The organism is Curtobacterium sp. Leaf154, from assembly GCF_001424595.1.
GTDB lineage: Bacteria > Actinomycetota > Actinomycetes > Actinomycetales > Microbacteriaceae > Curtobacterium > Curtobacterium poinsettiae.
This window is the reverse complement of sequence record NZ_LMOS01000001.1, coordinates 938,521-950,786: the sequence shown is the minus strand read 5'-3', so window position 1 is coordinate 950,786 and position 12,266 is coordinate 938,521. Positions and strand designations below refer to the sequence as shown.

General features: G+C 70.3%; 13 protein-coding genes. 8 read left to right on the top strand and 5 right to left on the bottom strand.

What is annotated here, in order from left to right; translation table 11 throughout:
- Positions 1-39: 39 nt before the first annotated feature.
- Together ASF75_RS17955 and ftsY are read right to left on the bottom strand one after the other, a co-directional pair.
- Positions 40-198: a hypothetical protein gene (locus tag ASF75_RS17955; protein ID WP_017888269.1), complete on the bottom strand. Its 159-nt coding sequence runs from the start codon at positions 196-198 to the stop codon at positions 40-42.
- A gap of 107 nt (positions 199-305) precedes the next feature.
- Entirely contained in the window at positions 306-1,175 is an 870-nt protein-coding gene (gene ftsY / locus ASF75_RS04390) for a signal recognition particle-docking protein FtsY (protein ID WP_017888268.1), read from the bottom strand.
- Positions 1,176-1,392: 217 nt separating this feature from the next.
- On the opposite strand from ftsY, the gene ASF75_RS04385 reads away from it, so the two are divergent.
- Positions 1,393-2,418 (top strand): TerC family protein, encoded by a 1,026-nt coding sequence (locus ASF75_RS04385; protein ID WP_017888267.1) that lies wholly within the window; start codon positions 1,393-1,395, stop codon positions 2,416-2,418.
- Between the two features lie 79 nt (positions 2,419-2,497).
- On the opposite strand, the gene lipA is transcribed toward ASF75_RS04385, so the two are convergent.
- Together lipA and lipB are read right to left on the bottom strand one after the other, a co-directional pair.
- Positions 2,498-3,481 (bottom strand): lipoyl synthase, encoded by a 984-nt coding sequence (lipA, locus tag ASF75_RS04380; RefSeq protein ID WP_017888266.1) that lies wholly within the window; start codon positions 3,479-3,481, stop codon positions 2,498-2,500.
- The gene (lipB, locus tag ASF75_RS04375) at positions 3,478-4,209 is read right to left on the bottom strand and encodes a lipoyl(octanoyl) transferase LipB (protein WP_056069167.1); all 732 of its coding nucleotides are present in this window, start codon (positions 4,207-4,209) and stop codon (positions 3,478-3,480) included. The genes lipA and lipB overlap by 4 nt, the downstream gene beginning before the upstream one ends.
- An 84-nt stretch (positions 4,210-4,293) precedes the next feature.
- Here lipB and ASF75_RS04370 point away from each other — a divergent pair, with 84 nt between their 5' ends.
- Both ASF75_RS04370 and ffh read left to right on the top strand, forming a co-directional pair.
- Positions 4,294-4,944, top strand: a complete 651-nt coding sequence (locus ASF75_RS04370) for a hypothetical protein (RefSeq protein ID WP_056068971.1) — start codon at positions 4,294-4,296, stop codon at positions 4,942-4,944.
- A 44-nt stretch (positions 4,945-4,988) separates the two neighbouring features.
- Positions 4,989-6,539 (top strand): signal recognition particle protein, encoded by a 1,551-nt coding sequence (gene ffh, locus ASF75_RS04365; RefSeq protein ID WP_017888263.1) that lies wholly within the window; start codon positions 4,989-4,991, stop codon positions 6,537-6,539.
- Between the two features lie 258 nt (positions 6,540-6,797).
- On the opposite strand, the gene ASF75_RS04360 is transcribed toward ffh, so the two are convergent.
- Complete coding sequence (locus tag ASF75_RS04360; protein WP_175470751.1) at positions 6,798-7,937, bottom strand: glutamate--cysteine ligase; 1,140 nt, start codon at positions 7,935-7,937, stop codon at positions 6,798-6,800.
- A 71-nt stretch (positions 7,938-8,008) separates the two neighbouring features.
- On the opposite strand from ASF75_RS04360, the gene ASF75_RS04355 reads away from it, so the two are divergent.
- From ASF75_RS04355 to trmD, 5 genes are all read left to right on the top strand, one after another.
- On the top strand, positions 8,009-10,144 hold the full coding sequence (locus ASF75_RS04355) for an FAD-dependent oxidoreductase (protein ID WP_082509409.1): 2,136 nt from the start codon (positions 8,009-8,011) through the stop codon (positions 10,142-10,144).
- A gap of 164 nt (positions 10,145-10,308) precedes the next feature.
- Positions 10,309-10,722, top strand: coding sequence for a 30S ribosomal protein S16 (rpsP, locus tag ASF75_RS04350; RefSeq protein ID WP_017888259.1), 414 nt, complete (start codon positions 10,309-10,311; stop codon positions 10,720-10,722).
- Positions 10,723-10,725: 3 nt separating this feature from the next.
- Entirely contained in the window at positions 10,726-10,962 is a 237-nt protein-coding gene (locus tag ASF75_RS04345; RefSeq protein WP_017888258.1) for an RNA-binding protein, read from the top strand.
- 19 nt (positions 10,963-10,981) lie between these two features.
- Positions 10,982-11,527: a ribosome maturation factor RimM gene (gene rimM, locus ASF75_RS04340; RefSeq protein WP_200942672.1), complete on the top strand. Its 546-nt coding sequence runs from the start codon at positions 10,982-10,984 to the stop codon at positions 11,525-11,527.
- 5 nt (positions 11,528-11,532) lie between these two features.
- The gene (gene trmD / locus ASF75_RS04335) at positions 11,533-12,225 is read left to right on the top strand and encodes a tRNA (guanosine(37)-N1)-methyltransferase TrmD (protein WP_056068967.1); all 693 of its coding nucleotides are present in this window, start codon (positions 11,533-11,535) and stop codon (positions 12,223-12,225) included.
- Positions 12,226-12,266 lie beyond the last annotated feature (41 nt).

Sequence of the window (12,266 nt, the reverse complement as noted above, 5' to 3'; positions counted from 1 at the left end):
CCTGTTCCGTCAGGTGCGTCCGGACAGGACGCCGGGTCGCTACGCGCGACCGCGGATCGTCCGGAGCAGCCAGCCGATGATCCCGAGCAGGATGAGCACGATGCCCACCCAGAGCAGGAGCTTCAGGGCGCCGACGAAGATGCCGCTGAAGAGCAGGACGAGGCCGACGATGATCGCGATGATCAGCAGTGCGGGCATGAGGGTCTCCTATCCCTGGAACGAGACCGAGCAGATGCCCGGACCAGATCGGGACGCTACTCCTCGGCGCCGCATCGCGTTCGCTCGTGCGGCGGGACCGCGCCCGCTCAGCCGACGAGGTTCTGCACGAACACGTGCGGCGTGAAGCCCGTCAGGTCGTTGATGCCCTCGCCCTGCCCGATGAGCTTGATCGGGATGCCGGTCTTCTCCTGCACGCTGAGCACGAAGCCGGCCTTGGCCGAGCCGTCGAGCTTCGTGATGACGAGGCCGGTCACGCCGGCGCCCTCGATGAATGCCTGGGCCTGGGCGAGTCCGTTCTGGCCGGTCGTCGCGTCGAGGACGAGCAGGACCTCGCTGATCTCGGTCTGCTTCTCGACGACGCGCTTGATCTTGGTGAGCTCGTCCATCAGCCCGGCCTTGGTGTGCAGGCGCCCGGCGGTGTCGATGACGACGATCTCGGTCTGGTCGCGGATCGCCTTCTCGACGGTCTGGTACGCCACCGATGCGGGGTCCTGCCCGGGCTGCGACGGACGGACGACGTCGACCCCGGCGCGCTGGGCCCAGGTGGCGACCTGCTCGACCGCCGCGGCGCGGAACGTGTCCGCCGCCCCGACGAGCACCGTGCGGTCGTAGGTCTTCAGGAACTTGGCGAACTTGCCGATCGTCGTGGTCTTGCCGACGCCGTTCACCCCGACGACGAGCACCACGGCGGGCCGCGCGCTGAGCTTCAGGGTGGTGTCGAGCTTCGAGAGCCGTTCCTCGAGGACCTCGCGGAGCATGCGCTGCAGGTCGGCGGGGTCGGTCGTGCCGTACCGGTCGACGCGGGCGTGCAGGTCCTCGATGATCTCCTCGGAGATGTCCGGGCCGAAGTCGGCGCCGATCAGGGCGGTCTCGAGGTCCTCCCACGTGGTCTCGTCGATCGTCTTGCGCTGGAAGAGGCCGCGCAGCCGTGTGGACAGTGACCAAGAACTCGCCATGCTCCCAGCTTAGAGCGCGGCACATGTCCGCTGTGCCCGGTATGCTCGGGGACACGAAGGGGAGTATTCCCTCTCGGTGACCCCGTCAGTACGGTCCGGAACGATCCGGCCCCGGGGCGCCGGTCGTGCGGCACCGGTTCCGGTGCGGGGCGACGGAAGAGACCTTCAGGCCTCGGCGTACCCGCACACCAGTGGCACGCCCTACCTGAAGGAAACCGTGGACGTCCCACTCTTCGTCTGGCTCATCACGATCGCCGGCATCCTCGCGCTGCTCGTGTTCGACTTCTACTCGCACGTGCGCACGCCGCACGTGCCGCACATCCGCGAATCCGCGTTCTGGTCGGCCTTCTACATCGGCCTGGCCATCCTGTTCGGCATCGGGATCCTGGTGTTCGGCGGCGGACAGGCCGGTGGTGAGTACTTCGCCGGCTGGCTGACCGAGAAGGCGTTGTCGGTCGACAACCTCTTCGTCTTCCTCATCATCATGTCGAGCTTCGCCGTGCCGAAGGAGTTCCAGCAGAAGGTCCTGCTGGTCGGCGTCGCGATCGCGCTCGTCGCCCGCGGTGTGTTCATCGCCCTCGGCGTCACGATCATCGAGAACTTCTCGTGGGTCTTCTACCTGTTCGGTGCGCTGCTGTTCTGGCTCGCCTGGTCGCAGGCCCGCAGCGGCAACGACCACGGCAACGAGGGCGATTCGCGGCTCATCCGGATCCTCAAGCGCTTCATCCCGACCTCGGACCACTACGACGGTGACCGCCTGACCACCCGCGTCGACGGCAAGCGCCTGTTCACCCCGATGCTGCTCGTCATGGTCGCCATCGGCCTCACCGACGTGCTGTTCGCGCTCGACTCCATCCCCGCGATCTTCGGGCTGACGCAGGACGCCTTCATCGTGTTCACCGCGAACGCGTTCTCGCTCCTCGGGCTCCGGCAGCTGTACTTCCTGATCGCCGGTCTGCTCGAGCGCCTCATCTACCTGGGTCAGGGCCTGGCCGTCATCCTGGCGTTCATCGGTGTGAAGCTCGTCTTCCACGCCATGCACGTCAACGAGCTGCCCTTCATCAACGGTGGCGAGCACATCGAATGGGCGCCGGAGATCCCGATCTGGTTCTCGCTGGGCTTCATCGCCCTGACGATCACGGTCGCGACGATCGCCTCGCTCGTGGTCTCGAAGCGCCGCCAGGAGCGCGGGCTCACCCCGTCGGGTGAGCCGAAGGAGTCGGTGGAAGCCGACGCGAAGTAGTCGTCACCACCTGACGGACGCCAGGCGCGGTGCCAGCTGGCACCGCGCCTGGCGTCTGTCCGGAGCGTCGCCCGGAGCGTCAGACGGCCTGGCGACCGGGGGTCGCGTCGAGCAGGTGGGCCAGGTGCTCGGGAACCGAGCCGCCGCGCGCCACCGTCGCCCGTGCCCACAGCCGGCCCGCCCGGTACGACGACCGGACCAGCGGCCCGGCGAGGACCCCCGCGTAGCCCATCTGCTCGGCGAGCTGGCGGAGCTCGACGAACTCCGCAGGGCTGACCCAGCGCGCGACCGGCAGGTGCCGCGGTGACGGGCGGAGGTACTGCGTCAGCGTGATGATGTCCGTGCCGGCGTCGTGCAGGCGCTGCAGGGCGTCCTCGATCTCGATGCGCTCCTCGCCCATGCCGAGGATCAGGTTCGACTTCGTGACGAGTCCGGCGTCGCGGCCCTGGGTGATGACGTCCAGGGAGCGTTCGAACGTGAACGCCGGTCGGATCCGCTTGAAGATCCTCGGGACGGTCTCGACGTTGTGCGCGAAGACCTCGGGGCGGGCGTCGAACACCTGGCCGAGCTGGTCCGGTCGGCCGTTGAAGTCCGGCACCAGGATCTCGACGCCGGTGCCGGGGGAGTGCTCGTGGATCTGCCGGATCGTCTCGGCGTAGAGCCAGGAGCCGCCGTCGGGCAGGTCGTCCCGTGCGACGCCGGTCACCGTCGCGTACTTCAGGCCCATCGAGACGACGGAGTCCGCGACCCGGCGGGGCTCGTCGCGGTCGAGCGGTTCCGGCTTGCCGGTGTCGATCTGGCAGAAGTCGCAGCGGCGGGTGCACTGCGATCCGCCGATCAGGAACGTCGCCTCGCGGTCCTCCCAGCACTCGAAGATGTTCGGGCAGCCGGCCTCCTGGCAGACGGTGTGCAGCTGCTGGTCCTTGACCAGGGCGGACAGCTCGCGGAACTCGGGGCCCTGCGTGGCGCGGGTCTTGATCCACCCGGGTTTCGTCTCGATCGGGGTCTCGGCGTTCCGGGCCTCGACCCGGAGCATGCGGCGGCCTTCGGGGGCGAGGGTCATACGAGGGTCTCCTGTCGGGCGGGCGCGGTGCTGGTACTCGTGCTGGTGCTGGGGGTTGTCGTGCTGATCCGATGGCCGCGGTGCATGCCGTCGACGGCCTGTTGGACGCCGTGCGCTACCAGGGGTGCGAGGTCGTCGACGGTCACGGGAGCGAGTCCCAGGTGCGCCGCGGCGGCGCTCAGCGTCGTGACCCCGGCGTCCGCGATGCCGCACGGGACGATCGCTCGGTAGGCGTCGAGGGCGTTGTCGCAGTTGATCGCGATGCCGTGGCTCGTCACGCCCTCGGCGACGTGCAGCCCGATGGCGCCGATCTTGGCGGCGGGGGAGCCGTCCGCGCTCGGCACCCATGCGCCGCTGCGCCCGGCGACCCGTTCGGCGTGCACTCCGACGGCGGCAGCAGCGTCGATGATGACCTGCTCCAGGTCGCGCACCCAGGCGACGACGTCGAGGGGTTCGGCGAGTCGGACGATCGGGTAGGCGACGAGCTGCCCCGGGCCGTGCCAGGTGATGCGGCCGCCGCGGTCGGTGTCGACGACGGGGGCACCGTTCGTCGGCAGGTCGGAGGGTTCGGTGCGGCGTCCGGCGGTGTACACGGACGGGTGCTCGCACAGCACGAGGGCTCCGGGGGAACGGCCTGCGACGACGGCGGCGTGCAGGTCCCGCTGCAGAGCGAGACCGTCGGCGTAGTCGAGCAGCCCGGGGTGGTGCACGATCTCGAGTTCCGGCATGCGGCGAGCGTACGACAGTTTCTGGACGGCGTCCAATAACCATCCTCTTGACCTCAACTATGGTTGAGATGGTCCGATGGGGACATGGACATCCGCCAGGTACAGCTCGCCACCCGATCGCTCGACGACACCGCCCGGTTCTACGAACGGCTGGGGTGTCCGGTCGAGATCGTCGACGCCGCGGTGCGCGTCGTCGTGGGGTCGTCGCTCCTCCTGTTCCGTGAACTGCCCGAGATGACCGGAGCCCTGCACCTGGCGATCACGATCCCCACCGGGACGTTCGACGCGGCCAAGGCCTGGATCGCCGGACTGACGACGGTGCTCGGTGCCGATGACCAGGACGAGTTCGAGGGGCCGCCGAACTGGAACTCGCGGTCGGTCTACTTCGAGGGGCCCGACGAGCAGCTCCTCGAGCTCATCGAGCGGCGGGACCTGCCCGCAGACGCGGACGAGAACACGGTCGTCCCGCTCGTCTCCATCAGCGAGGTCGGCGTCCCCGTCCCCGACGTCCTCGGCGCCGTCGATGCCCTGCGACGCGCCGGTCTCGAGCCCTACGCGAACCCGCCGGGGGAGTCCTTCGCCGCGGTCGGCGACGCGGACGGCCTCGTGATCCTGGTGTCGCCCGACCGGCGCTGGTTCCCGACCGGTGACCGGAGTCCGTCGAGCGCGCCGGTGGTCGTCGACCTGGGCCTCGGGGCACCGCTCGAACTGACCGAGGGTGTCCTCCTGCGGTGAACGGACCGGTGCGGCCTGCGCGAGCCTTGTAGAATCGACGGATCATGGCGCAATTCGGCTCACTCTCCGATCGGCTGACCGAGACCTTCCGCAATCTGCGGAGCAAGGGTCGGCTGACTCCGTCCGACGTCGACGGCACCGTCCGCGAGATCCGGCGGGCCCTCCTCGACGCCGACGTCGCGCTCGAGGTCGTCAAGGCGTTCACCGCCTCGGTGCGCGAGCGTGCCCTCTCCGACGAGGTCAACCGCGCGCTCAACCCGGCGCAGCAGGTCGTCCAGATCGTCAACGAGGAACTCGTCGGCATCCTCGGCGGGCAGCAGCGACGGCTCGAGTTCGCGAAGAAGCCGCCGACGGTCATCATGCTCGCGGGTCTGCAGGGTGCCGGTAAGACGACCCTGGCCGGCAAGCTCGGCAAGTGGCTCAAGAAGGACGGCCACACCCCGATGCTCGTCGCGGCGGACCTGCAGCGACCGAACGCCGTGCAGCAGCTGCAGGTCGTCGGCGAACAGGCCGGCGTGCACGTCTTCGCGCCCGAGCCCGGCAACGGTGTCGGTGACCCGGTCAAGGTCGCCAAGAACGCCATCAAGGCCGCGATCGACCAGCAGTACGACACCGTCATCGTGGACACCGCCGGTCGTCTCGGTGTCGACGCCGAGCTGATGAAGCAGGCCGCGAACATCCGCAAGGCCGTCGACCCGGACGAGGTCCTGTTCGTCATCGACGCGATGATCGGTCAGGACGCCGTCAACACGGCCCGCGCGTTCCAGGAAGGCGTCGACTTCACCGGTGTCGTGCTGTCGAAGCTCGACGGTGACGCCCGCGGTGGTGCTGCCCTGTCGGTGGCCAGCGTGACCGGCCGCCCGATCATGTTCGCGTCGACGGGTGAGTCGCTCGACGACTTCGAGCCGTTCCACCCGGACCGCATGGCGAGCCGGATCCTCGACCTCGGCGACATCCTGTCCCTCATCGAGCAGGCGCAGGGTGCCTTCGACGAGGAAGAGGCGCGCAAGGTCGCGGACAAGATCGCGACCGACAACTTCACGCTGAACGACTTCCTGCAGCAGATGCAGCAGCTCCGCAAGGCCGGCTCCATCAAGGGCATGCTCGGCATGCTCCCGGGCGCCAAGGGCATGCGCGAGGCGCTCGACAACTTCGACGAGCGCGAGATCGTCCGCACCGAGGCGATCATCCAGTCGATGACGCCCCAGGAGCGCGAGCTCCCGAAGCTGCTGAACGGTTCGCGTCGTCTGCGCATCGCGCGCGGCGCCGGATCGACCGTCACCGAGGTCAACGCCCTGGTGAACCGGTTCGAGCAGGCCGCCAAGATGATGAAGACCGTCGCCCGCGGCGGTGTGCCGCAGATGCCGGGCATGGGTCCGATCCCGGGCATGCACGGCGGCAAGAAGCAGCAGCAGGGTGGCAAGAAGAAGTCGAAGGTCGGCAACCCGGCCAAGCGCGCGGCCCTCGCGGCCGGTGCCGCGGCTGCGCCGCAGCAGGCCCCGCAGGGCTCCGGCCTCGGCCTCGGTGGTGCCAAGGGTTCCAAGGCGCCGACCGAGGAAGAGCTCGCGTCGCTGCAGAAGTTCCTGGGTCGCTGACGCGGCTCGCGATCGCGACCACCTGACGGACGGGCGCGCTCCGCTCAGCGTGACGCGCCAGCAGCACGCGGGGCGCGCTGACCGAGCCTGCGAGGGAGGGGAGCCAGCTGGCACCGGGCCTCCCGTCCGTCGTCCGGTCGCGTCGCGACGTTCCTTCCCATCGCACGCGCGCTGGAAACCGGAATCGGGCGTACCTGGTCGGAAGGAACGTACGGGTACGCCCGATTCGACCGGGTACGCCCGGTCCGGGTGGGTGCGTCAGAGCGCGTCGCGGAACTCCGTGACCAGGTGGCGGACCACCGCGCGCAGGTCGCCGCCGTTCTCGCGCGCGACCTGCAGCTGCCGCTGGTACGAGGCGCCGCGCTCGATCATCGTGTCGAGGTGGTGCAGTTCGTCCTGGCAGCCGAGCCGCTCCGCGATCGGGTCGAGCCGCTGCACCAGGTCGTGCACCTCGTCGGTCACGAGCCGCTCGTCACCGGCGACGTTCGTGATGATCTCGGCCTCCATGCCGTAGCGGGCCGCGCGCCACTTGTTCTCGCGGATGAACCACGGCTGCATCGTCGGCAGGGTCTCACCGGCGTCGAGCCGGTCCGAGCACGCGGTGACCAGGCACTGCACCAGCGCGGTGACGGCACCGACCTCGTGCAGGGTCGAGATGCCGTCGGACACGCGGTTCTCCAGGGTGCCCCAGCCGGGCGAGGGGCGGATGTCCCAGCGCAGGTCCTTCACGCTGTCGATGACGCCGGTGTGCGTGAGGTCGCCCACGACCTCCTCGAAGTTCGCCCAGGCACCGAGCTGCGGTGGGAGTCCACCGGTCGGGAGCTGCTGGAACATGAGCGCACGGTTCGAGGCGTACCCGGTGTCGGTACCGCCCCAGAACGGGCTCGACGCCGTGAACGCCTGCAGGTGCGGGACGTAGGCGAGCATCGCGTTCATGATCGGGACCGCCTTGTCGCGGTCGTCGATGCCGACGTGCACGTGCACCCCCCAGATGAGCATCTGGCGTCCCCACCAGCGGGTGCGGTCGATCAGGGTCGTGTAGTGCTCGCTGTCCGGGGTGATCTCCTGCTGGTCCCAGACGGCGAACGGGTGCGTGCCGGAGCACATCACCTGGGCGTCGAGCGGTTCGGCGGCGTCGATGACCTCGCCGATGATGCCGGACAGCTCGCTCGTCGCCGCACCCACCCGATCGTGGACGCTCGACACGACTTCGACCGTGTTGGTCAGCAGCTCCTCGGTGACGCGGTCGGGGTCACCGAGCCGCTCGTGCACGGCGGCGATGACGGCGGGGGCGCGTGGCGCGAGGTCGCCGGTCGACAGGTCGACCAGCGGGAGTTCCCACTCGACGCCGATGGTCGACGGGCGGGACTCGGTGAAGCGGATGTCCATGCCGTCCATCCTGCCCGGAACGTTGTCGGACACGCACAACGATCCGTCCGCCGGTCGCACGGACCCCGCAGAATGGGCGCATGAGCAGCGTCGCTTCCGCCCCCGTCGTCCCGGAGCCGCTCCGGAGCGTGGCGTCACCCTGGACCCTCGGGCCCCTGCACCTGCCGAACCGGGTGGTGATGGGGTCGATGCACACCGGGCTCGAGGTGCAGGACGACGGTGGTGCCGGCATGGCTGCGTTCTACCGGGAGCGTGCAGCTGGCGGAGCCGCGTGCATCATCACCGGCGGCATCGCGGTCAACGACGAGGCCCGCGGTGGTCCGGACTTCGCGGTGTTCGGGGTCGGGGGAGCCGACGAGCGGTTCCGGGTCGCGGTGCAGGCCGTGCACGACGAGGGCGGGACGATCCTGGCGCAGCTGTTCCACGCCGGTCGGTACGCCCTGGCGTCGGGGATGGTCGACCGGCACGGGGACCCGCAGCGCGTCGTGGCGCCCTCGGCCCTGCCGTGGGCAGCCGCCCGGGGCGTGGTGCCGACCGCGCTGACGGCGGCCGAGGTCGAGCGGACCATCGAGGACTTCGCCGCCGCTGCCCGCACCGCCCGCGCGATCGGGTTCGACGGCGTGGAGATCATGGCGTCCGAGGGGTACCTGATCAACCAGTTCCAGTCGCCGCTGACGAACCTGCGCGACGACGAGTGGGGCGGCGACGCAGCACGTCGTCGGCGGTTCGCGATCGAGGTCGTCCGGGCCGTGCGCACCGCCGTCCCGGACCTCGCCGTGACGATCCGGCTGTCCGGCGCCGACCTGATGCCCGGCTCCTCGACCGACGACGAGGTCGACGCACTCGTGCACGACCTGCTGCCGCTCGGGCTCGACGGCATCTCGGTCGGCATCGGCTGGCACGAGTCCCGCACCCCGACGGTGCAGGCCGCGGTGCCGCACGGGGCCTGGCTGGCGTACGCGTCCCGGATCGCCGGGGTGGTGCGCGCGTCCCCGCACCCGCACGTCCGCGTGATCGCCTCGAACCGGATGACGGACCTGCGGGACGGCGAGGCGGTGCTCGCCGACGGCCTGCTCGACGCCGTCGCACTCGCCCGACCGTTCCTGGCCGATCCCGCACTCGTCGACCGCTCCCTGGCCGGCCGGTTCGCCCTCGTGAACACCTGCATCGGCTGCAACCAGGCGTGCCTCGACCGGTCGATCATCGGCGCACCGGTGTCGTGCCTGGTGAACCCCCGCGCCGGCCGCGAGGTCGCGTTCCCCGCACGCCCGACGGCCGACCCGAAGCGAGTCGACGTCGTCGGCGGCGGTCCGGCCGGGCTCGCCGCGGCGGTGGACGCCGCCCGCCGCGGCCACGAGGTCACCCTCTGGGAGGCGTCCGACCGTCTCGGCGGCCAGTTCGGCCTCGCCGCACTCGTCCCGGGGAAGGAGGACTACGCCGCCACGGTGCGGTCCGCCCGCACGGAGCTCGAGGAGCGGGGCGCGACCATCCACCTCGGACGCCCGGCCACGGCTCGGGACCTCGTCGACAGCGACGCCGTCGTGCTCGCGGCCGGGGTGGTCCCGCGGAGCATCGACGTCCCTGGCAGCGACCTGCCGCACGTGCTGTCCTACGAGCGGGCGCTGCGGGACGGCGTCCCCGAGGGCACCGTCGCGATCATCGGCGGCGGCGGCATCGGGGTGGACACCGCGGCGTTCCTGACCGAGTCGCCCGACGAGGCCGTCCGGGCCGCCGGGTTCGCGGCGCGCTGGGACCTCGACGTGTCCGAGGAACTCGTCGGCGACGTCCCGCAGCGGCTCCCCGCGGCACCGCGCACCACCCGACCGGGGCCGGACGTGACGGTGCTCCGCCGATCGGGCAAGTTCGGCCACGGGATCGGCATCACCTCGCGGTGGGTCGCGATCGGCCGGCTGCGCGACGCCGGCGTGCGGATGGTCGGCGGCGTGCAGGAGTACCTGCGCATCGAACCCGGGGTGCTCTGGATCCGCGACGAGCACGGGGACGAGGTCGGCGTGCCGGCGGACACCGTCGTGGTCTGCGCCGGGCAGGAGCGGGCGAGCGACGCCGAGGGTGACGCTCCCGACGGACTCGCCACGGGCCTCCAGGCCGCCGGCGTGCCGTACGCCGTCGTCGGCGGCGCGCGGGACGCACGGAGCGTGGACGCGGTCCGGGCGACGTCCGAAGCCCTCGAAGCGGTGCGGCGCCTCGCCCCGTAGCGAGTCGGCTCGCATCACGGCCGGGAATCTGCAAGAATGAACGGTCGAATCGCCGCAGCTCGACCCTCTATCCAGCTGTGAGCGATCTCTCTCGAGCTTTCGCCGTGTGTGCCCCCACGCCCGCGGTTCCAGTTCAACCACAACGAAAGCAAACAGGAGCAATTGTGGCTGTCAAGATCCGTCTGAAGCGTCTCGGTAAGATCCGTGCGCCCTACTACCGCATCGTCGTCGCCGACTCGCGCACCAAGCGCGATGGTCGTGTCCTCGAGGAGATCGGTCAGTACCACCCCACCGAGGAGCCCTCGGTCATCAAGATCGAGTCCGAGCGTGCGCTCTACTGGCTCGGCGTCGGCGCGCAGCCGACCGAGCAGGTCGCGGCCCTCCTCAAGCTGACCGGCGACTGGGCCAAGTTCAAGGGCGAGAAGGACACCGAGTCCAAGGTCAAGGTCGCCGAGCCGAAGCAGGCCTTCCAGGTCGACTCCTCGAAGAAGGCCGTCCTCAAGCCGAAGTCGGAGAAGACGGCTCCCGCCGCCAAGGCCGACGACGCCGAGACCGCCGACGAGACGACCGAGGCGTAGTCCTTGCTCGAATCCGCGCTGACGCACCTCGTCAAGGGGATCGTCGATCACCCTGACGACGTGCGCGTCGCCAGCTCCACCTCCCCACGCGGCGAGGTCCTCGAGGTGCGTGTGCACCCCGAGGACCTCGGCCGCGTGATCGGTCGCGCCGGGCGCACCGCCAAGGCGCTCCGCACCCTCGTCACGGCCCTGGCCGACGGCAAGCGCGTGCGGGTCGACGTGGTGGACACCGATTCCTAGGGAGACGACCCAGCTCCGGGTGGGTCGAATCACGAAGGCGCACGGGCTCAAGGGCGGCATCAAGCTCGAGCTCTACACCGACGACCCGGATCGTCGGTTCACCCCGGGCGCCACCTTCACGCTCCAGGTCCCCGACGACTCTCCGTGGTCGGGCAAGACCCTCGAGCTGGACGAACTCCGCTGGTACAACGGTCACCCCGTCGCGTTCTTCGCCGGGATCGACGACCGCACCGGCGCCGAGTCCCTGGCACGCATCATCCTCTGGGTCGAGCAGGACGCCGACGCCGAGACCGGTGAGGACGACGCCTGGTACGACCACCAGCTCGTCGGGTTGAAGGTCCTGCGCGACGGCGCCGAGGTCGGCACCGTCGCCCGTGTGGACCACATGCCCGCGCAGGACCTGCTCGCGATCGACACGCCGACCCGCGGCGAGGTCCTCGTGCCGTTCGTCTCCGCCATCGTGCCCGCGGTCGACATCGCTGCCGGCACGGTCACGGTCACGCCGCCGCAGGGCCTGTTCGAGGACCCCGAGGACACCTCGCGCCCAGAGACGGTCACGGACTAGCTGCCGTGCGGATCGACATCGTCACGATCTTCCCGGAGTTCTTCTCCGTGCTGGACGTGTCCCTGCTCGGCAAGGCGCGCTCCGGCGGCCTGCTCGACCTGCACGTGCACGACCTGCGGTCGTGGACCACCGACCGGCACCGCACCGTCGACGACACCCCGTACGGCGGTGGCGCTGGCATGGTGATGAAGCCGGAACCGTGGGCGCAGGCGCTCGAAGCGCTCTTCCGCCCCGACGGCTCGTCGACCCTGGTGGTCCCGACGCCGGCCGGCACCCCCTTCACGCAGTCGATCGCGCGCTCGCTCGCGTCGAAGTCGGACCACCTCGTGTTCGCCTGCGGGCGGTACGAGGGCATCGACGCCCGCGTCTTCGAGTGGGCGTCATCGCGCGCCACCGTCGTCGAGCTCTCGCTCGGTGACTACGTGCTGAACGGTGGCGAGGTCGCCGCGATGGCGATCATCGAGGCCGTCGGTCGACTGGTCCCCGGCGTGGTCGGCAACCCCGAGTCACTGGTCGAGGAGTCCCACGAGGACGGTCTGCTCGAGTACCCCTCGTACACCAAGCCCGCGTCGTGGCGCGGCCTGGACGTCCCCGACGTCCTGCTCAGCGGGCACCACGCCCGCGTCGGTGCCTGGCGGCACGAGCAGCAGCTGGAGCGGACGCGGCGCGTCCGTCCGGACCTGCTGCCCGACGCGTAGCGCGACCCGTCCTGGGAAAGCGACAGACGTCCGCGGAACAT